Annotated in this window: 17 protein-coding genes and 1 pseudogene; 9 read left to right on the forward strand and 9 right to left on the reverse strand. The window is 73.0% G+C overall.

From position 1 onward, the window contains the following. Nucleotides 1–47 precede the first annotated feature (47 nt). A pseudogene (locus F5972_RS06725) lies at nt 48–1310 on the reverse strand (RNA-guided endonuclease InsQ/TnpB family protein). Nucleotides 1311–1456: 146 nt separating this feature from the next. On the opposite strand from F5972_RS06725, the gene F5972_RS06730 reads away from it, so the two are divergent. Next, nucleotides 1457–2806, forward strand: a complete 1350-nt coding sequence (locus tag F5972_RS06730; protein WP_150932122.1) for a cation diffusion facilitator family transporter — start codon at nt 1457–1459, stop codon at nt 2804–2806. 22 nt (nt 2807–2828) lie between these two features. Here F5972_RS06730 and F5972_RS06735 read toward each other — a convergent pair whose 3' ends face one another. Then, entirely contained in the window at nt 2829–3599 is a 771-nt protein-coding gene (locus tag F5972_RS06735; RefSeq protein WP_225311222.1) for a sporulation protein, read from the reverse strand. A gap of 134 nt (nt 3600–3733) precedes the next feature. Between F5972_RS06735 and F5972_RS06740 the strand changes: the two genes are divergently transcribed. From F5972_RS06740 to F5972_RS06750, 3 genes are all read left to right on the forward strand, one after another. Further along, a complete protein-coding gene (locus tag F5972_RS06740; RefSeq protein ID WP_150932124.1) occupies nt 3734–4057 on the forward strand; it encodes a YciI family protein in 324 nt (107 codons plus the stop codon). Between the two features lie 14 nt (nt 4058–4071). Next, on the forward strand, nt 4072–5394 hold the full coding sequence (locus F5972_RS06745) for an RNA polymerase sigma factor (RefSeq protein WP_150932126.1): 1323 nt from the start codon (nt 4072–4074) through the stop codon (nt 5392–5394). Between the two features lie 69 nt (nt 5395–5463). Then, nucleotides 5464–6087 carry a maleylpyruvate isomerase family mycothiol-dependent enzyme gene (locus tag F5972_RS06750; protein WP_150932128.1) on the forward strand — a complete coding sequence of 208 codons (624 nt, stop codon included), beginning with the start codon at nt 5464–5466 and terminating at the stop codon, nt 6085–6087. Nucleotides 6088–6096: 9 nt separating this feature from the next. Here F5972_RS06750 and F5972_RS06755 read toward each other — a convergent pair whose 3' ends face one another. Then, nucleotides 6097–8310, reverse strand: coding sequence for an NACHT domain-containing protein (locus F5972_RS06755; RefSeq protein ID WP_191909974.1), 2214 nt, complete (start codon nt 8308–8310; stop codon nt 6097–6099). Nucleotides 8311–8505: 195 nt separating this feature from the next. Between F5972_RS06755 and F5972_RS06760 the strand changes: the two genes are divergently transcribed. Both F5972_RS06760 and F5972_RS06765 read left to right on the forward strand, forming a co-directional pair. Next, complete coding sequence (locus F5972_RS06760; RefSeq protein WP_150932133.1) at nt 8506–9798, forward strand: endo-1,4-beta-xylanase; 1293 nt, start codon at nt 8506–8508, stop codon at nt 9796–9798. 33 nt (nt 9799–9831) lie between these two features. Beyond that, entirely contained in the window at nt 9832–10821 is a 990-nt protein-coding gene (locus F5972_RS06765) for a DMT family transporter (protein WP_150932135.1), read from the forward strand. On the opposite strand, the gene F5972_RS06770 is transcribed toward F5972_RS06765, so the two are convergent. After that, entirely contained in the window at nt 10769–11230 is a 462-nt protein-coding gene (locus F5972_RS06770; RefSeq protein ID WP_150932137.1) for a MarR family winged helix-turn-helix transcriptional regulator, read from the reverse strand. The genes F5972_RS06765 and F5972_RS06770 overlap by 53 nt on opposite strands. An 83-nt stretch (nt 11231–11313) precedes the next feature. On the opposite strand from F5972_RS06770, the gene F5972_RS06775 reads away from it, so the two are divergent. Further along, nucleotides 11314–12132: an alpha/beta fold hydrolase gene (locus F5972_RS06775; protein ID WP_150932138.1), complete on the forward strand. Its 819-nt coding sequence runs from the start codon at nt 11314–11316 to the stop codon at nt 12130–12132. A 68-nt stretch (nt 12133–12200) separates the two neighbouring features. Here the strand turns inward: F5972_RS06775 and F5972_RS06780 are convergent, their stop codons facing one another. The 3 genes from F5972_RS06780 to F5972_RS06790 all read right to left on the reverse strand — a co-directional run bounded on the left by F5972_RS06780 (nt 12201) and on the right by F5972_RS06790 (nt 15264). Further along, on the reverse strand, nt 12201–13376 hold the full coding sequence (locus F5972_RS06780; RefSeq protein ID WP_150932141.1) for an erythromycin esterase family protein: 1176 nt from the start codon (nt 13374–13376) through the stop codon (nt 12201–12203). 72 nt (nt 13377–13448) lie between these two features. Continuing rightward, the gene (locus tag F5972_RS06785; protein ID WP_225311223.1) at nt 13449–14111 is read right to left on the reverse strand and encodes a response regulator; all 663 of its coding nucleotides are present in this window, start codon (nt 14109–14111) and stop codon (nt 13449–13451) included. After that, nucleotides 14086–15264, reverse strand: coding sequence for a sensor histidine kinase (locus tag F5972_RS06790; protein WP_150932145.1), 1179 nt, complete (start codon nt 15262–15264; stop codon nt 14086–14088). Before F5972_RS06790 ends, F5972_RS06785 begins: the two co-directional genes overlap by 26 nt. Nucleotides 15265–15427: 163 nt before the next feature. Between F5972_RS06790 and F5972_RS06795 the strand changes: the two genes are divergently transcribed. Both F5972_RS06795 and F5972_RS06800 read left to right on the forward strand, forming a co-directional pair. Then, on the forward strand, nt 15428–16147 hold the full coding sequence (locus F5972_RS06795; RefSeq protein ID WP_150932147.1) for an ABC transporter ATP-binding protein: 720 nt from the start codon (nt 15428–15430) through the stop codon (nt 16145–16147). A 25-nt stretch (nt 16148–16172) separates the two neighbouring features. Next, nucleotides 16173–16973 (forward strand): ABC transporter permease, encoded by an 801-nt coding sequence (locus F5972_RS06800; protein WP_150932149.1) that lies wholly within the window; start codon nt 16173–16175, stop codon nt 16971–16973. Between the two features lie 349 nt (nt 16974–17322). On the opposite strand, the gene F5972_RS06805 is transcribed toward F5972_RS06800, so the two are convergent. Both F5972_RS06805 and F5972_RS06810 read right to left on the reverse strand, forming a co-directional pair. Then, nucleotides 17323–18816, reverse strand: a complete 1494-nt coding sequence (locus F5972_RS06805; protein WP_150932151.1) for an AAA family ATPase — start codon at nt 18814–18816, stop codon at nt 17323–17325. Nucleotides 18817–18856: 40 nt separating this feature from the next. Next, nucleotides 18857–19984, reverse strand: a complete 1128-nt coding sequence (locus F5972_RS06810; RefSeq protein WP_150932153.1) for a winged helix DNA-binding domain-containing protein — start codon at nt 19982–19984, stop codon at nt 18857–18859. Between the last annotated feature and the right edge of the window lie 217 nt (nt 19985–20201).

Below are 20201 nucleotides of genomic sequence, written 5' to 3' on the forward strand. Positions count from 1 at the left end.
CGGGCACGCTGTTGTCGAGATGCTGCGGCGGCTTTTCCGAGGCATGGTTATGCCTTGACACCACCTCCTCCCTGGAGGGAGGGGATTCCGGCCGTCGCCGGCCGGGTTTCCTGCTTCACCGCCGGTCGCCTCGTCCGAGAGGATTCTCGTTGAGGTCTTACACCAGCTCCACAGGCGTTTCACCTCTCCGCCAGCCCGGCGGCGAGGATGTTCTTGGCAGCGTTGGCGTCCCGATCATGGACCGCGCCGCAGGCGCACTCCCAGGCTCGGATGTTCAGCGGCATCGACTTCTGCAGTGCCCCGCAGGCCGAACACACTTTGGAGGAGGGAAACCACCGGTCGATCACGACCAGTTCGCGCCCGTACCACCGGGCTTTGTACTCCAGCATCGACCGCAGCTCCCGCCAGGAGGCGTCGGAGATGGCGCGGGCCAGCGTGTGGGTGCGGACGAGGTTGCGGATGGACAGGTCCTCGATCACGACCACTTGGTTCTCGTGGACGAGCCGAGTGCTGAGTTTGTGCAGGAAGTCGCGGCGACGGTCGCTGATGCGGGCGTGGGCGCGAGCGACCTTGAGCCGGGCCTTGGCCCGGTTCGCGCTGCCCGCCGATTTGCGCGCCAGCGAGCGCTGGGCCTTGGCCAGTCTGCGCCGGTCGGTGCGCTCATGCCGGGGGTTGGCGACCTTGCCGTCCTGGTCGGTCACGCCGGGGATCGGGCGGGACAGGGCCACCAAGCTGGTGATCCCCACATCCACCCCGACCACGTCCCCGCTGGGGTCGAGAGGGCGGATCGCCTCCTCCACCAGGAGGGACACGAACCACCGCCCGGCCGCGTCCCTGCTCACCGTCACCGTGGACGGCTCCGCCCCCTCCGGGAGCGGACGCGACCACACGATGTCCAGCGGCCCGTCCATCTTCGCCAGCCACAACCGGCCGTCGCGCCAGCGGAACGCCGAGCGGGTGTACTCGGCCGACGCCCGCGACCTCTTACGCGACTTGAACACCGGATAGCTGGCCCGCTTGGCGAAGAAGTTCGCGAACGCCGCCTGCGGGTGTCGCAGCGCCTGCTGCAACGGCACACAGGACACCCCGTTGAGGAACGCCAGCTCCTCCTCGCGCTTCCACGCCGTCAGCGCGGCCGAGGACTCCGCGTAGGAGACGCGGCGGCCCTCCCGGGTGTAGGCGCGAGTGCGTTCCTCCAGCGCCTTGTTGTAGACCAGGCGCACGCACCCGAACGTCCGGGCGAGCTCGGACACCTGCTCGGGGGTGGGATAGAAGCGGTACTTGTAGGCCCGCTTAACGATCTGCGCCACGCCTCACATCATGCACGCTCAGTTGAGCATCGCGCAGGTGTTCGACACGGCGGCTCGTCTGGCGGCGAACCGCCGGCCCATGTCCCGCTCCGCAGAGAGTCCGATTCCTCCCCGCCTGAAGGCGTGGGTTTCCACGGAGGATGTTGATGAGACAGGAACAGGCCGGTCCTGCTCGCCGGCACGGGCACAGCCATGACGACGACCACGGCGGTGGTCACGGGCACGAGCACGCTCACGGGCGCGGTCCTGAGCACCGCCACGGGCACGCTCACGAGCATGGGCAGGGCGGCGGGCCCGGACATGGGCACGGGCACGGGCACGGCAGTGGGCACGGCAGTGGGCACGGCAGTGGGCACGGCAGTGGGCACGGCAGTGGGCACGGCCACGGGCACGGGCATGGTGGCGGCGGGTGGCGGGGGCGGGTCGCGCACCTGCTGCGGCCGCACTCGCACGAGGCCGCCGACAAGGTCGACCCGGCGATGGAGTCCTCCGCCAGGGGCATGCGGGCGCTGTGGGTGTCGCTGGCCGGTCTCGGGGCGACGACGCTGGTCCAGGCGGTGGTCGTGGCGCTGTCGGGGTCGGTGGCGCTGCTCGGCGACACGCTGCACAACGCGGCTGACGCCCTGACCGCCGTACCGCTCGGGATCGCGTTCCTGCTCGGCCGCCGCCCGCCGACCCGCCGCTACACGTACGGCTACGGGCGGGCCGAGGACCTCGCGGGCGTGGTCATCGTCCTGACGATCGCCGCCTCCTCGGCCGCCGCCGCGTACGCCGCGATCGCGCGGCTCCTGGAGCAGCGGGAGGTCACCCATCTCGGGGCCGTCGCGGCGGCGGCCCTGGTGGGCTTCGCCGGCAACGAACTGGTCGCCCGCCACCGCATCCGGGTCGGGCGGGAGATCGGCTCGGCGGCGCTCGTCGCCGACGGCCTGCACGCCCGCACCGACGGTTTCACCTCACTGGCCGTGCTGGCCGGGGCGGGCGGGGCCGCGCTGGGCTGGACCTGGGCCGACCCCGCCGTGGGCCTGCTCATCACGGTCGCGATCCTGATGGTGCTGCGGCAGGCCGCGCGGGAGGTGTACCGGCGGCTGATGGACGCCGTCGACCCCGCTCTCGTGGACCTCGCCGAGGCGACCCTCCGTCGTACGCCGGGCGTGCTGGACGTCGGCCAGGTGCGGCTGCGCTGGATCGGGCACCGGCTGCGGGCCGAGTGCGAGGTGATCGTCGACGCGGGGGCGACCGTGGTGGAGGCCCACCGGGTCGCGGTCGAGGCCGAGCACAACCTGATCCACGCCGTGCCCCGCCTGACCGCCGCGATCGTGCACCCCGATCCGCTGCCCGGTGACGGCGTGGACCACCACGCCGTCCTCGACGGCCACCGCCAGGATCAGCGGCAGGATCAGCGGCAGGATCACCGCCGGGCCCACCGGCACGAGAACCGGCGCGACCACCGGCAGGATCGCCGTCACGACCACCACCCGGCGGGCCGCCCCGGCTGACCCGCCGGAGGCGGCCGGGAGGTCAGAACCAGCCGCGGTGGCGGGCCATGGACGCGAGGCCGTCGCGCAGCGCCTGCTCCACCGCGCCGGGGTGGTCGCCGTACCCCACCCGGAACCGGTTGTAGACGTCGTGACCGGAGGTGAGGAAGCCGCCCCTCTTGTCGGCCTCCAGGATCACGTCCATCGAGTGCGGCCCGGCGATGAAGGTCAGCTCGAGCTCGTTGAAGTAGCGCCGCCACTCGGGGCCCGCGTGATACTCGATCTCCTGGTAGAACGGCATGGACGAGCCCCGGATCGTGCCGCGTTCCAGATCGGCCCGCTTGAAGTGGAAGCCCATGTGGACGAGCGCCCCCAGCAGGTGGTCCTGCGCGGGGAGCGGGTTGACGTGGAGCGGGTCGAGGTCGCCCTTGTCGAGCGCGCCCGCGAGCGCGAGCTCGGTGGCCACGCCGAGACGCATGCCGGGCAGCGGACGCCCGCCGATCGCGCTGACCGGCGTCTCCCACGGCACCGGGATCGCGAAGGGCAGCGTGCGCGCCTCTCCCGCCCGCAGGTCGAACGGCCCGGAGACCGGCGCCCGCAGGAAGCTGTAGGTGACGTGGTGTTCCTCGTCGCCGCGCTCGACCTCCACCACCGCGGTGAATTCGACGGCGATCCCCTCCACCTTGTGGTCGGACGAACCGCCCCTGAAACGGATCTCGCCGTACAGGGTCTCCCCCGGACGCACGTGCGGGTCGCGCAGCACCGTGTCGACCTCGACTCCGGCTCCCAGCGCGGCCATCAGCTTACGGAACACCGATCACTCCCTTGTCTGCGGCGTACACCGCTCGGAACGAGCCGTTCCCCCGCCGGGTTCCCGCCGGCCGTGTCCGTTCCGGGCCGTCCCGTTCGTCGTACGGACAGGATGGGAAACCCGGAAGAGGAGGACGGATGAAGTACGTGCTGCTGATCTGCGGCGACGAGTCGGCGGCGGAACACGCCGACGACGGCTGCGGCGGGTGGTCGGAGACGATGCTGGAGCGTGGCGTGCTCAAGGGAGGGGCCGGGCTGCGCCCGCCGGACGACGCCACCACGCTGCGGGTGCGCGGCGGCGAGGTGCTGCTGTCGGACGGGCCGTTCGCCGAGACCAAGGAGCAGATCGGCGGGTTCTGCCTGATCGAGTGCGCCGACCTCGACGAGGCGATCGAGATCGCCGCCGCCCACCCCGCCGCGACGTACGGGACGATCGAGATCCGCCCGCTCGTGTCGCCGTGAGGCGTGCCCACGCGATGAGAACCGGATCCATACCGCCCGACGCCGCACCATCCCGAGCCGCACCGCCCCGCACCCCGACGGCGGGCACCGTACCGCCCCCGGTCGAGGCCGCCGTCGCCGAGGCGTTCCGGGAGGAGTGGGGACAGCTCGTGGCGACGCTCATCCGCTGGACCGGCGACTGGGACCTGGCCGAGGAGTGCGCGCAGGACGCGTTCGCCCTGGCCCTGCGCGCCTGGCGGCGCGACGGCGTGCCGCGCCGGCCCGGGGCGTGGCTGACCACCGCCGCGCGCAACCGGGCCGTGGACCGGCTGCGCCGCGAGGCGGCCGGCGCCGCCAAACTGCGGGAGGTCGCGGGCGCGATGCGGGAGGACGGCGTGCCGTACGCACCGGAGCCCGGCGACGAGCCGGACGTGCCCGACGACCGGCTGCGGCTGATCTTCACCTGCTGTCACCCGGCGCTCGCGCCGGAGGCCCGGGTGGCGCTGACCCTGCGGACCCTCGCCGGGCTCACCACCGCCGAGATCGCCCGCGCGTTCCTGGTCGGGGAGCAGGCGATGGCCAAGCGCCTGGCCCGGGCCAAGCAGAAGATCCGGCACGCGGCGATCCCCTACCGGGTGCCGCCGGCGCATCTGCTGCCCGAGCGCCTCCCGGCCGTGCTCGCCGTGCTGTACCTGCTGTTCAACGAGGGCTACTCGGCGACGTCCGGCGCCGGGCCGATGCGGCCCGGCCTCGCCGCCGAGGCGATCCGGCTGGGCCGGGTGCTGGTGCGGCTGATGCCGGACGAGCCCGAGGCGGCGGGCCTGCTCGCGCTCATGCTGCTGCACGACTCCCGCCGCGCCGCCCGCCAGGACGAGGCCGGTGACCTGGTGGTCCTGGAGGAGCAGGACCGCACCCGTTGGGACGCCGCGCGGATCGCCGAGGGCGTCGCCCTCCTGGACGGCGCGCTGCTGCGGGGCCGTCCCGGCCCCTACCAGGTGCAGGCGGCCATCGCCGCCTGTCACGCCACCGCCGCCCGCCCGGAGGACACCGACTGGGCCCAGATCGCCATCCTGTACGCACGGCTCAAGGGGCTGGTCCCGTCTCCCGTGGTGGAGCTCAACCGGGCGGTGGCGGTGGGGATGTCGGCCGGTCCCGCCGCCGGTCTGGCGTTGCTCGACGCGTTGCGGGAGTCGGGCGCGCTGGCGGGCTACCACCTGCTGCCCGCCGCCCGGGCCGACCTGCTGCACCGCCTGGGCCGTACGGCCGAGGCGGGCGACGCCTACCGGGAGGCGATGGGCCTGGCGGCGACCGGCGCGGAACGCCGCCATCTCGCCCGCCGTCTCGCGGCCCTGGAGTAGGTGTCCGTCCGGGCCGCGCCCGTTCGTCGGTAGGACGTACAGGCAGGCGAACGGAAGGACGGCGGACAGATGGGAACGGACATACGGCGGCTGATCGCGGCCGAGCGCCGCGAGCTGGCGGACCTGCTGAGCGGGCTGCCGCCGCGGGCGTGGGACGCGCCGTCGCTGTGCGCGGGCTGGCGGGTGCGGGAGGTCGTGGCGCACCTGACCCTGCCCTACCGCCACTCGGGGCCGCGCGTGCTGGCCGGGCTGGTCGCGGCCCGGGGGAACTTCGACCGGCTGGCCGACCGGCTCGCCCGCCGCGACACCGCCTCGCTGACGGCGGAGCAGCTGACCGCGTGCCTGCGGGACAACGCGGAGCACCCGTGGCGGCCCCCGGGCGGCGGCTTCGAGGGGGCGCTGTCGCACGACGTGATCCACGGGATGGACATCACCGTGGCCCTCGGGATCGACCGGCCGATTCCCGGCGAACGGCTGCGCGTGCTGCTCGACGGCGCGCTGTCGCCGAGGGCCCGCCGTTACTTCGGCGTCGAGCTCGACGGAATCGAGCTGCGGGCCGACGACGTGGACTGGTCGTTCGGGTCGGGCACCCCGCTCACCGGCGCGGCGCAGGACCTGGTCCTGGTGCTGTCCGGCCGCAGGCTGCCCGAGGGACGGCTGCGCGGCGAGCCCAGCGCCCGTTTCCGCCATTGAGTGGCAGGGTCAGCGGTTCTCGCCGGGGTGGTGGTACAGGTGGGCGAGGCGGTCCTGGAGCCTCTCGTGCCGGAACCGGTACACCGGCCCCACCTGGCGGAGCAGGCCGACCCGATGGGCGTCCTCCAGGAGGGTCATCAGCCGGAGCGGGACGCGGCGCCGGGCGCGGAGCATGGCGACGGCCACGAGATAGGTCGAGCTGGCGCCGGTGAACCCGAAGGTCAGGGTGAACACGACGCCACCGGCGAGGCCGAAGGCGGTCCCGGCCTCGGCGCCGCGCAGCAGCCCGGAGAACCCGTCCACCAGTGTGCCGGCGACGCCGAAGGCGAGGCCGAGCGCGGTGCCGAACGTGAGGGACCGGCCGTACACGAGCCGGAGGTCCCGCCGGAGCGTGGTCACCGGTCCCTGCGGCCGGTCGTTCGTCAGGGGGGTCGTCACCCACTTGTTCAGCCCGAGGGTGACGCCGCCGATGGCTCCCACGACGAGCCCGTAGAGAACCAGGCCGCCGACCTCGGAGGACATCCCCGCGACCCGCCACAGGGCGAACGCCGCGACCATGCCGACCGGGAGCGCCGTCACCAGCCCGAGCGCCACCTGCCCGGCGAGGCCGGTGACGTTGCCCCGCCAGCGCAGGTTCGCGTACGCCGGCTCCAGCGTGTAGCCCTTGAGGCGCTCCAGGATGATCCCGCCGGTCAGCCCACCCACGAGGCCGCCCACCGGCCCTCCGGCGAGGCCGAACAGCAGGGCGTCGCGCAGGCTGCCCGCGTGGGGGCTGCGCAGCGCGACGACGGCGTCGCTGACCAGTCCCACGGTCGTCCCGACCGTCAGGCCGACGGACACGCCGCCGATCAGGATGCTCGTACGCCGCGGCACCGAGCGGTGGAGGTGCCACCAGCGGAAGTCCCTGCTCCCGGCCTCGGACATGTGGTGCGCGACGAAGGCCAGCCGGCCGCGGGCCTCCTCCGGGTCCCACGACCGCTGCGGGCGGAACGGATGGTCGTGTTCGTGCCGCTCGCCGGGGTCGTCGTCCGGCGGGGCGGCCGAGAACGTCGCCTGGACGAGGTTGTCGAGCAGGTGCTCGGTGACGGCGTCCGCCGTGTCGAAGCGTTCGGAGTCGCACAACGGCGCCGGGTTGGCGCGGGTCTCGATGTAGACCTTGTACAGCAGCCACACGACCAGCGGCGTGGAGAGGGCCTCGGCCAGCGGGCCGTCCGGCTCGTTCTTCAGCGTGGCCAGCAACTCCGCCCAGCCGGCCCGCTGACCGGGCGCGAGCCGGTCGAGGACGTAGGAGATGACGTCCGCGCTCTTCACCGCCCTGGGCTCGATGACGGCCGCGCCGGCCAGCGGCGCGCCGCCGTCCGCGCCCACGGCCGCCAGATACTCCGACGTACGGCAGGTGAGGATGAGCGCCTCGACGGCCGCCGCGTCGTTCAGGGCGTCGATCACCTTGGACCGCACCGGGCGCGGCAGTTCGTCGAGGCCGTCGAGGACGGGCAGGATCCGCCGGTACGTCACGAGGCCGCGCGCGGCGTCGGGGCCGAAGCCGGACGCGCGCAGCGCCGGGTAGTTCTCCCGCAACCGCCTGGCCAGCCAGCGGTGGACGGGCTCGGCCGACGGGTCCCACCCGGACATCGACAGCAGCACGGGCACCGGGTCGCCCTCCTGGTGCTCCTTCAGCAGTTCGCTGAGCAGCAGGACGGCCAGCGTGGTCTTGCCCATGCCGACCTCACCGATGATCACCAGCCGGCGCCGCGCGAGCTTGCGGAACCGTCCGGCCATCTCGGGCATCCGGTCGGTGCGCCCGTCGAACCGCACCCTGCCGAGGCCGAACCAGGAGCGCAGCAGGCGCTCCCCGTCGATCCGATCACCCCGGTCCATCACGTCGAGGCCGGAGATCTTCCAGCGGACGGGCAGCCGGGCGGGGCGGTCGAGCTCGCGCATGACGATCTCCTCGCGCCACTGCTCCCGCACCAGCACCCGCAGCGTCCGCTCGGCGCGGTCGATCTGCTCGACCGTGCTCGTCCCGCCCGGCTGCCGCTGCCGCCAGCTGCTGATCAAGGGCGGGAGCAGGGCGAACACGGCGAGAGCCACGCTCGCGAGCTGGGCCCAGTTGGCCGCGGCGTCGGAGGCGGAGAGTTTCGTCAGGCCGTAGCCGAGACCGCCGACGGCGACCAGCCCCGCGGAGGGAAGGGCGGCGCGCCGCCACCCTGCCGGGACTCTCATGCACTCATGGTGACAGCGCATGAACTTTCTGGCGATAGCCCGATGTGCGTTCCGGCCGATGTCTGCACCTTTCAGGCAGCCTGGGCCTATCCGGAGACAAGCGATACTGTGCTTGAGATCATGAGACCCCTCCGGCCGGAGCGTGGAGGCTCTCGGAGAGGGTCCTCCGCCCCGCGCACTCCCTGGAGGCCGCCCATGTCGTCGCGCTCCGCCTTCGACCTCTCCGGCTCCGCCCCCTCCTCCTTCGACCCCGGCCCGCTGATCAGGAAGCACCGCACCGCGGACGCCACGCTCACCGTGACCGCGCAGGGCGCGCCGCTGGCCGGTCAGGAGGTGGTCGTCGCGCAGCGGCGGCACAAGTTCCTCTTCGGCTGCATCGGCGGCGACTTCATCCCGCTGGCGAACGGCGAGGCCCCCGCGCCGGACCAGCCGGCCGCCGCCGGTTCCCAGGAGGTCGCCGACCTGTGGCTCGACGTGTTCAACTTCGCCACGCTGCCCTTCTACTGGGGGTGGTTCGAGCCCGAACGCGGCCGCCCGGACACCGAGCGGACACTCACCGCCGCGCGGTGGTTCGCCGACCGGGGGTGCGTGGTGAAGGGGCACCCGCTGGTCTGGCACACCGAGACGGCCGGCTGGCTGATGGACCTGCCGAACGCCGAGATCGCCAAGGCGCAGGTGGACCGCATCCGGCGCGAGGTGACCGAGTTCGCCGGCGTGATCGACATGTGGGACGTCATCAACGAGGTCGTGATCATGCCGATCTTCGACAAGTACGACAACGGCATCACCCGGATCTGCCGCGAGATGGGCCGCATCCCGATGGTCCGGATGGTCTTCGACGCGGCCCGCGAGGCCAACCCGCAGGCCACCCTGCTGCTCAACGACTTCGACATGTCCGCGGCGTACGAGTGCCTGATCGAGGGCCTGCTGGAGGCGGGCGTCGAGATCGGCGTGCTCGGCCTGCAGAGCCACATGCACCAGGGCTACTGGGGCGAGGAGAAGACGCTCGCCACCATCGACCGCTTCGCGCGGTACGGCCTGCCCATCCACTTCACCGAGACGACGATCGTCTCCGGCCACATCATGCCGGAGGAGATCGTCGACCTGAACGACTACCAGATCCCCGAGTGGCCGACGACCCCCGAGGGTGAGGCCCGCCAGGCCGACGAGGTCGTGCGCCACTACAAGACGCTGCTGTCGCACCCGTCGGTCGAGGCGATGACCTACTGGGGGCTGTCGGACGGCGGCTGGCTCGGCGCGCCGGGCGGCTTCGTCCGGGTCGACGGCACGCCCAAGCCGGCGTACGAGGCGCTGCGCTCGCTCGTCAAGGACGAGTGGTGGCTGCCGCCCACGACGATGGTCACCGACGACGACGGCCGGGTACGCTTCACCGGCTTCCTCGGCGAGTACGAGGTGTCGGCCGGCGGGCGGACGGCCGTGTTCACCCTGGACGAGCCGGGCGGGGCCACGGTGGAGGCGGCGATCTGAGACCTCCCTCGACGGAGGGGACGGAGGAGACGGATGCGACCAGGCGGGGTGGCAGGCAGGCTGTACGGATCCCCGGTTCCGCTTCTGTGTCTCGCCGTGCTCGGCTGGTCGGGCAACTTCATCGTCGGGAGGCTCGTCCACGACTCCATCCCGCCGGCGACCCTGGCCTTCCTTCGCTGGCTGACGGCGTTCGTCCTCCTCCTCCCGTTCGGATGGAGGAAGCTGCGGCAGGATCGGCGGATCCTCGTCCGGCACTGGGTGACGGTGATGGCACTGTCGATCTTCGGCGTCGCCGCGTACAACACCCTGATCTACACCGGGCTGCAGACGACCACGGCGATCAACGCGCTGCTGATGCAGTCGGTCATGCCGCTGCTGATCGTCGTGTTCGCGTTCGCGTTGTTCCGGGAGCGGCCGGGTGCCGCCCAGGTGGGCGGGCTGCTCGTCTCCCTGGCCGGGGTCTGGCTCGTGGTCACCCAGGGCAGTCCGCTGGGGTCCGGTGGCCTGCGGCTGCGGGCGGGCGACGGATGGATCTTCGTGGCCGTGGTGAGCTACGCCCTTTACACCGCCCTGCTGCGCCGCAGGCCCCAGGTGAACCCGTTGAGCCTCCTGACGGTCACGTTCGGGCTCGGCGCTCTCCTGCTGGCGCCCCTGGCGGCGGCCGAAGCCGCCGGCGGGCACGTCGTCCACGTCACCGCGGGGGCCGTCGCCGCCGTCGCCTATGTGGCTCTGATCCCCTCGATCCTGTCCTACTTCTGTTACAACCGCGGAGTCGAGCTCGCCGGCGGGGCGCGGGCGGGGCAGTTCCTCCATCTGATGCCGGTCTTCGGAGCGGTGCTGGCCTACTTCGCCCTCGGAGAGCGCATCCACGCCTTCCACGTGGCGGGCGCCGCGCTGATCGCGGCGGGCATCGCGGTGGCGGCCGTCCGGCGGGCCGGCGACCGCCGCACCGCTGACGGGAGCAGCTCCGTCAGGGACGGCGCGGAGCCGATCCCGGAGCGAGGCGGCCCGCGAGGAACGTGAGCGCCGCGACGACCTCGGCGATCTGCGCCGGGTCGTCCGTGCCCAGCGCCGCCGCGAGAGGCCCCTCGACTCCGGCCGCCCGTACGGCTTCCACGCGCGCGGACCGCCCGGGCGCCTGCCTGATCACGACGCGGCGGCGGTCGGCCGGATCCGGGGCCGTGACGACCGCCCCGGCCTCCTTCAGCCGCGCGACGGCCGCCGACACGGCGCTCTGCGGCAGGCCCGTACGCGCCGCGATCTCCCCGACGGAGGTCTCCGGATGGGCGCGGAGATCGGCGACGACCACCAGCACCGTCCGGAGACTGGCGGCCTGCGTCGTTCTCGACGGGGTGATGCCCTCGACCGGCATGGCCTCTTCGCCGATCTTCATCAGGGTCCTGCCGAGCAGGAAGAGGTCGACTCCGTTCACTCTCGCATAATACATCATTGTTGATGCATCAAGTTTGATGGATTATGGTGTGCGTCGAAGCCCACTGCTGAAGGGAAGACGAGATGAGCGGCTCGCTGCGCACGAACGGCGCGACCCTGCACTACGACGTGCACGGCGCCGGTCCCGTGCTCCTGATCTCACAGAGCGGGGAGGGCGACGCGGACCGCACCGCCGACCTGGTCCGGCACCTCACAGGCGACCACACCGTGGTCACCTACGACCGGCGGGGGCTGTCGCGCAGCGCCCTGGACGACCCGAGCCGGGGCGCGACCATGGCCGACCACGTGGACGACGCCCATCGCCTGCTCGCCGCCGTGACCGACCAGCCGGCGCGCATGCTCGGATGCAGCTTCGGCGCCGTCATCGGGCTGCATCTGGCCGTCGAGCATCCGGAGCAGCTGGACACCCTGATCGCGCACGAACCGGTCGCTCCGGGCCTCCTCCCGGCTCCCGAACGCGTCCGCCACATCCGGGAGCTGGAGGAGCTGCAGGACCTCTACCGAGAGCGCGGCCTCGCCGAGGCCTTCGCCGGGATCGCCGCGGCGCTGGGCATCGATCCCGTCGCCCAGGACACCGAGCCCGGACTGACCCCCCATCCGCTGGACGACCGGCGGCGGGCCGGCTTCGACTTCTTCATCCGCAACGACTTCACCGCCGTCACCCGCGACACGCTCGACGTCGCCGCGCTCGGGGACACACCGGTCCGCGTCATCCCCGCCTTCGGGCGCACCACGCCCCGGCACGTCTTCGACTACCGGTGCGCGCACGAGCTCGCCGCCCTCCTCGGCGTGGAGGCGCGGGAGTTCCCCGGCGGCCACAACGGGAACACGACCCACCCCCGCGCGTACGCCACCCGGATCCTCGACCTCCTGGCCGCCTGAACGACGGACCGCGACCACGAGACGGCGCTTCCGGCGCACGCGCGACGGCTGATCACACTGCGCGCGGGTCAGTCCAGGCGGCCGGCCTCCTTGAGGAAGACGATGCCGTCGATCAGGTGGAGCTGGGCGGGGTCGAGGGGGAAGTAGGCGAAGTCCCGCGAGACGCGTGGGCTGGGCTTGAGGAGGGTTCCGGCCAGACGGCGGGCGTCGACGAGGGAGCGGCCCTGCGGGGCCTCCGACAGCAGGCCCTCGACGGTGTCCGGGGGCGGGGTGTCGCCGCCGACCGTGCCGAAGGCCGAGGCCAGGAAGGCGTACCGGTCGCCGAGGCCCACGCCCGCGACGGCCCCCGCGCTCCACCACTCCACCGGCGCGTCGCCCAGCAGCAGGAAGCTCTTGTCCCGCTGCAGGTGGCGGTTGTGCGCGAAGACCAGGGCCGGGCCGTGCCCGGCGACGGCCCGCAGGTTCTCGGCCATCATCTGGTCGCGCAGGCTCATCAGCCAGGTGAGCCGGGCCGGCGACGTGTCGGCGATCCAGTGGTGGTAGCGCAGCAAACCGGTCGCGGTGCGTCCGTACAGCGCCGCCAGGCCCTCGTCCGCTCCGGCGAGCTGCGGCGCGTGCGCGTCGAGGAACGCCACCAGGTCGTCGGCGATCAGTCGCAACCGCTGGGCCTCGGCGGACCGGCCGATCGACTGGGACGGGTCCATGGCGGCGGCGGGGTTCGACCACCGGTCGTCCGGGCCGAGAAGCTCGTCCAGGGTCTCGGGGGTGCAGGGGAGCGACGAGGGGTCCAGCCGCCCGGCGAGACAGCCGTATAGGCCGGTGAGCGCCTCGCGCGGGCTCGCCGCGCCGCTGATCTCCAGCGGAGCGTCGACACCGAAGAACCGGAGCTTCTCGTCGTGCTCCTCGTTGTACGCGCGCATCCAGCGCACGAGCTCGCGGTTGGCCGGGTAGGCGCCGAAGCCGTGGCTGAAGCCGCGTTCCATGACGTCGTCGAGGCTGCCCGCGCCCGTCGCGACGTAGCCGTCCACCACCAGGCCCATGAGACAGTCGCTCTCGATGGCGAACGACCGGTAGCCCTCGTGCTCGACCAGATGCCGGAAGATCTCGTTGCGCAGTTCGAGCAACGCCTCCACCCCGTGCCTGGCCTCGCCCAGGCCGAGCAGCAGGGGCCGCGCCGGCAACGACCGGAGGAACGCCGAGACGGCCGCGCCGTCGAGCGGCCGGGCTAAGTCATTGATGTCCATGATCGTGACGGTATCCTTGAACTCCCTGGTGAGGCTTCTCCGACGGCGTTCTTCACCGGCCGGTCGGAACTCTCAATCCTCGGTGTCCCCCAGGAGGCCCGCGTCGCGCACCTTCATCGCGACCTGCACGCGGTTGCCGGCGCCGAGCTTGGCGAAGATCCTGGTGATGTTCGCCTTCACGGTGGCGACGCTCATGTAGAGGCGCTCGGCGATCTCGGTGTTGGAGCGGCCCCGCGCGATCTCGACCGCGACCTCCAGCTCCCGCTCGGTGAGCCCGCCGAGCTCCGTGCTCGCCTCCGGACGGGCCGGTTCCCGTCCGGCGGTGGCCGCGGCGATCACCTGTCTGGCGACGCTCGGGGACAGCACGGGCTCGCCCTTCGCGACGGCGCGGACGGCCTCGATCATCCGGGGTGGCGGGGTGTCCTTCAGCAGGAAACCGTCCGCGCCGAGCCGCAGCGCCCGCAGCACCATCTCGTCGGCGTCGAACGTGGTGAGCACGAGGATCCGCGGCGGCTCCGGCCAGGCGCGCAGCATCTCGGTGGTGGTCAGCCCGTCCTGGCCGGGCATCCGGATGTCCAGCAGCACAAGATCGGGGCGCAGGTCGCGGATCACCTCCATGGCCCGCCGCCCGTCCTCCGCCTCGCCGACGATGTCCAGGTCGGGTTCTCCGCCGAGGATGAGGCGCAGGCCGGTCCGGACCATCGGGTCGTCATCCACCAGCACCAGTCGGGTCACGATCCGCAGTCTCCCATGGCAATCGGACATCGAGGATGAAACAGCCATCCCGAATCGTGTGGCTGAGGGTTCCGCCGGCCATCCGGGTCCGTTCCGCCAGACCCACCAGGCCCAGCCTGCCGCCGGGCCCGGGCGACGAACCGGGCCTGGCCGGGTTCGTCACCCGGATCCGCAGACCCTCCCCCGGCCGGCCGCCGAGTTCCGCGGTGACCAGGCTGCCCGGCGCGTGCTTGCGCGCGTTGGTGAGGGCCTCCTGCACGATCCGGTACGCGTGCCGGCCCGTCGGCGCGGGAAGCCGCTCCCGGCCGTCGACGCTGTCGTCCACCTCCACCCGCTGCCCGGCGGCGCGGACCTCGCCGAACAGCGCCTCCAGGTGATCCAGGCCCGGCTGCGGCGCCTCCAGCGCGCCGTCGTCGCGGAGCGTGCCCAGCACCGTGCGCAACTCGTTGAGCGACTGGTGCGCGTTCTCCTGGATGGCCAGCGCGGCCTCGCGCGTCTGCTCGGGGGTGAGGTCCGTCCGGTACGCCAGCCCCCCGGCCAGCATCGCCAGCAGGGAGATCCGGTGCGCGAGCACGTCGTGCATCTCCTGTGCGATCTTGACGCGCTCCGCCAGCCGCGCCCGCTCGATCCGCTGCCGCTGCTCGCGCTCGGCGGCCAGCGCCCGCTCCCGCAGCGAAAGCTCCAGGTCGCGGCGTCCGCGCAGATAGAGGCCGAAGACCGTGAGCGCGCCGAGGATCGTCACCCCCGACACCGTCGAGACGTACGTGGCCTGGGTGATCCCGTCCTGGACGGCGCCGGCCAGCAGGCACAGCACCGACACGACCGCGACGGGGATCGTCCGGCTCCACCGGCGATGGGTCACCAGCGACACGTACGCGACCAGCGCGGGACCGGTCGCCGTGGCGGAGACGGCGGTCAGCAGGACCGTCGCCACCGCGATCTGCCACGGCCATCGGCGCCGCCACCCCATCAGGACCAGGCCGAGGAGGCCCAGCCCCACGTCGGTCAGCACCTGGGCGAGGCGGCTCCCGTCCTGCGCGACGAGCCAGGCCAGCACCACCCCGTGGAACAGCATGGGCACCGCGGCGCACAGGTAGCGCAGCGCGACACCCCACCTGTCCAGGGGCGGCTGGTACTCCGGTCGGACACGCACAGCCCCACAGCCTAGAGACCGCGCTGACCTGCTCTTAGCGACCTGGGTCGACCTGTGGGCAGCCGAAGGTATCGATCGCCGGGGCCGAAGTGCCGCCCCGAGTCCGGCGCCGGCGGCCCCGGGTCTGATGCGGCGGCCTCCCGGCCCGCGATGAACTGGATCCGTGATCGAGTTCAGGCACGTCAGCAAGGACTACGGCAGGGTGAAGGCGCTCGACGACGTGTCCTTCACCGTCGAGCCGGGGAGCGTCACCGGCTTCCTCGGCCCCAACGGCGCCGGAAAGTCGACGGCCCTGCGCATCCTGGCCGGGCTCGCCCGTCCCTCCTCGGGCACGGCGACCGTCCTCGGCCGCCCGTACGCCGAGATGGCCTGTCCGGGGCTGCGGGTCGGCACGCTGCTCGACGCCGGGGGCGGGCACCCGGGCCGCACCGGCCGGGAGGTGCTGACGCTCGGCGCGCTCACCCTCGGGCTGCCGCGCGCACGGGTCGGCGAGGTTCTCGGCCTGGTGGGGCTGACCGAGCGGGAGAGCAGGCGGAGGGTCGGCTCCTACTCACTCGGGATGCGGCAACGGCTCGGGATCGCGCACGCGCTCCTCGGCCGTCCGGAGGCGCTCGTCCTGGACGAGCCCGTGAACGGTCTCGATCCGCAGGGCATCCACTGGATGCGCCACCTGCTGCGCGACCTCGCCGGCGCCGGGTGCGCGGTGCTGCTCAGCTCACACCTGCTGCACGAGGTGGAGCAGGTGGCGGACCACATCGTCGTGATCGGCCAGGGCCGCGTGCTCGCCCAGGGCACGGCCGCCGAACTCGGCCGGGGCGGCGGCCTCGAACGGACCTTCCTCGAACTGACCGCGGCAACCGCCCGCACGGCGCCGCCCAAGTGACCCCGGGTATACGGAGGACCGCAAAATGACCACCCGCACACACCGCCCCGAAGGCCCGCGCGACGCGGTCGCGGAGCACGGCTCGACGACCGAGGACGCGCCCATCCCCTTTCGCCGGCTGCTGCGGGTCGAGACCCGCAAGCTCGCCGACACCCGCAGCGGAAAGGTCATCGCGGTGCTCCTGGTCGCGCTGGTGGTCGCGTCCGTCGCCGCACGCGCCACCGTGGCCGGCCCGGAACCGCAGAGGCTGATCTTCACCGCCGGGATCGCCCTCGGCACCCTGCTCCCGGTGCTCGGCATCCTCACGATGACCGGCGAGTGGACGCATCGCACCGCGTTGACCACCTTTGTGCTCGAACCGCGGCGTCATCGCGTCCTCGCGGCCAAGTGCGTGCCGCCTCTGGTCGCGACGGTGGCGCTCTCGCTGCTGGCCATGCTGGTCGCGGTGCCGGTGACCGCCGTCGCGGCGGGCGTCCGGAACGTGCCCGCCACCTGGGAGGTCGATCCCGCCGCGCTGCTCGGCTGGACGGGGACGAACGTCCTGGTGACCGCGATGGGCCTCGCCCTCGGCGCCCTGCTCCTGAACGCGCCGGGCGCGATCGTGATCTGCCTGTCGGCTCCGATGCTGTGGAGCGCGGCCGCCCGGCTCGGGCCGGCCGGCGCGGCCCTCGCCGGATGGCTCGATCTCGGCACCACGTCCGCGCCCCTTTTGACCGGCGACCCGACCTGGAGCGACGGCGCCCGGCTCGCGGCGTCGGCCACCCTGTGGATCGTCGTCCCGATGACCGCCGGTCTGATCCGCGTGCTCCGCAAGGAGGTGACCTGACCGCCGGCCTTCCCGCGACCGCCCGGGCGGCCCCCGTCATCCGCCGGGGCGGGCAGAGGCCGGGCACGGCCCGGGTCGTCCGGCCGGCCCGGCCCGGAGCACGGGCGGTCCGGAGCGTGGGCGGCCCGGAGCGCGGGCGGCCCGGCGTTCGGGCAGCGTGGCGTGCGCCGCTGTCAGGGCCCGTCGAAACCGAGGTTGAGCCTCGAAACGTAGGCGCCGGCCACCGGGCCGCATGGCGTGCGGGCGGCGTGTGCGCCGCTGTCAGGGCCCGTCGAAACCGAGGTTGAGCCTCGAAACGTAGGCACCGGCCACCGGGCCGCATGGCGTGCGGGCGGCGTGTGCGCCACTGTCAGGGCCCGTCGAAACCGAGGTTGAGCCTCGAAACGTAGGCACCGGGCACCGGGCCGCCACCGGTGATCGGCGGAAACTCCACCGCCTCCTCGTCCTCGTCCGGGCTCCGCTCCCCCGCGCCGATCAGCGACCTGGTCAGCGCCTCGCGCTCGCCGAGCATCTCCTCCAGCGCCCGTCCGACGTGCTCGTCCGTGAGCACGGGTGTCCCGTCCCCGCCGCGCAGCGCGGACAGCACGGCCCTGCGCAGCAGTTCCTTGAAGAAGGACGCGGTGGCGCCCTCGGTCCTCGCGACGACCGGTTCCAGGGCGGCCGTCAGCCGCAGGTCACGGGCGTACAGGCGCAACAGGGCGGCCCGGCCGGCCGCGTCGGGCCGGGGAATCTCCACGGCGAGGTCCACCCTGCCCGGACGGTCGGCCAGCGCCCGCTCCAGCACGTCCGCGCGGTTCGTCGTGAGCACGAACGTGATGTCCGCGTCCGCCCCCACGCCGTCCATGGCGTCCAGCAGGGCGAAGAGCAGCGGGTTGCCGTCCTCGGTGAAGGAGCGGTCGCGGGCCACCAGGTCCACGTCCTCCAGCACGACGATCGCCGGTTGCAGCCGCCGGGCGAGACCGGCCGCCTGCGCGACGAAGCGGATCGCGGCGCCCGTCATCACGATGACGGTGCAGCCGGTCATCCGGCCTATCAGATAGCGCACCGTGTGCGTCTTGCCGGTGCCGGGCGGGCCGTGCAGCAGCAGGCCGCGCTTGAGGTGCTGCCCGTGCGCGCGCAGCCGGTCGGCCTGCTCGGCGATGCCGACGATGTGCCGTTCGATCGTGCCGAGCACGCCTTCGGGCAGGATCACCTGCTCGGCGTCGAGGTCCGGCCGGGGCAGGAAGGTGACGAGGTCGTTGCCCCGGTGCTCGCTCCACTGGAACGACAGGACCTGCCCCCGGTAGACGTCTTCGGCGCGCATGAGACGTTCGACCTCGTCGCGGGTGGCGGTCGCGCTCGTCCGGTCGGGGGCGAGCACGACGAGCCGGCACTCCGGCCCCGCGTGCTCATGGGGGCCCCGCAGGCTCAGCACGACCGGGACGCCCTCCGGAGACCGGGTCAGGACCAGGCCGAGCGAGACGACCTCCGTGGTCCGGTCGGGCCCGGTCGCCGCCGTCGCGTAGTCGACCGCACCCGGCTCGAACCGCTCCCAGCCGCGGGCGGCACTGGCGAGCATGTCGACGAGCTCGGTGTGCTCACGCCCCGGGCCTGTGACGCCGGCCCACTCGGCGCCGGGGCTGTACGCCGCGAGGTACGCGTCCGTGCCGCGCTGCAGGTTGACGTGTTCCCAGCTCGGGAAGCTCTCGGCGACGTTCACGACGTGCCGCAGGTCGCACCCGAGGTGCCCGGTGATCCGCGCCACGAGCTCGGGAGGCTCCCGGCCCTCGTCGATGCTCCGGCGGGCCTCGTGGAGAAGGTCGCTCAGCGCCCGAGCCAGGTGCTCGGCGTCGGTGAGATCCATATCATCCACAGTGACAGGCTTCGCGGCCCTTCGCCGGTGATTATCCCTCCGGTGCCGGGCCGGCGCCCGGAGTCTGGAGGACTCCGAGGAGCGCGGCCATGCGCTCCGTCTCGGCGGCGAGAAGGTCCTCCGGCACCGGTTCGAAGAGCTCCACGACCGGCCGCCCCTCCTTGGGCTCCCAGACCCCGGCCACGCGGCCCTGGTACACGACGACGGGCGAGATCCATCCGGCCGCACGGCTCACCCTCGGGCGCACGGCCTTGGGCAGGAGAGGCTCCAGGTCACGCGGGGCTCCCAGGATGAACTGGTCGAAGCCGGGCAGCAGACGCACCTCCTCGGACGGGCGGCACGCCAGCAGGTCGTCCAGGTGCTCGGCCGGCAGCACGGCGGGCACGCCGTCCACCTCGACCTCCGCGAGTTCGCCGCGCAGCCGGTGGAACCAGCCGCGCAGGACCGCCTTCGGCGTGGCGCCGCGCAGGAGCCACGCGTCGAACATCGCCGGCGTCGCCGGGCCGTGGGCGCCGAGGAACGCGCGGAGCAGGCGCGCTCCCCCCTCCTCCGCCGGGAGCGGCTCTCCACCGCCGTCCGGCAGCCAGCCCGCCGGGGTGGTGAAGGTGACCCTGCCGTCGCGCGGCGGCCCGTAGCACAGCTCGCCCAGGAAGCTCAGCGGCTTGAGCAGCGCGCCCCAGCCGGACGTGAGCGCCTCCCTCAGGTGGGCGTCCCCCGTCGCGTCGACGACCGCCTCGACCAGTTCCTCCCGCGTCAGCACCCGGCCGGTCAGCACGCGCGGCACGGCGTCCACGATCGCCTCGATCTCCCGGGCGGACACCCCGTGGCCGCGCTGCCAGGAGGGCTTCTCCCAGAACCGGTGCGCTCCGAGGGCGGCGCGGTAGGCGGGGAACTCGTCCGCCGGCAGCAGGTGAAGCGTGCCGCGCATCGTCCAGGTCTTGACCAGCGTCCGGTCACGCCACAGGGCGCCCTCGATCTCGCCGGGGGCCGGGTTCCGCTGCCGCACGGCGACGGCCAGCGCCGCCGACGAGGCGACCTGCGCCTGCACCCCGCACAGGCGCCGGACGACGGCCACCGCGTCACCGCCGCTCACAGGATCGATGTGCTGCCGCCTCAGCCTCCAGGCGAGCACCCGCCCCCACGTCGTCTCAGGAACCACGACACCCTTCTACACCCTGCCTGCGACAAAACGTCTTCCGTTCACGGCCGTACGACCTCCGGATCATCGGTGACGGGCGGGTGAGCACGCCCGTTGTTTCGCGATGACGGAACTACTGCGGCGATGCCTTGATCCCAAAGGGGAAAACTGGGGACACTTCCTCCGTACGTCGCATCACACCGCATCCGCCCCTTTCATAGCTGTCCGGCCGGCCACG

The sequence above is a fragment of the Microbispora cellulosiformans genome (assembly GCF_008728085.1).
Lineage (GTDB): Bacteria > Actinomycetota > Actinomycetes > Streptosporangiales > Streptosporangiaceae > Microbispora > Microbispora amethystogenes.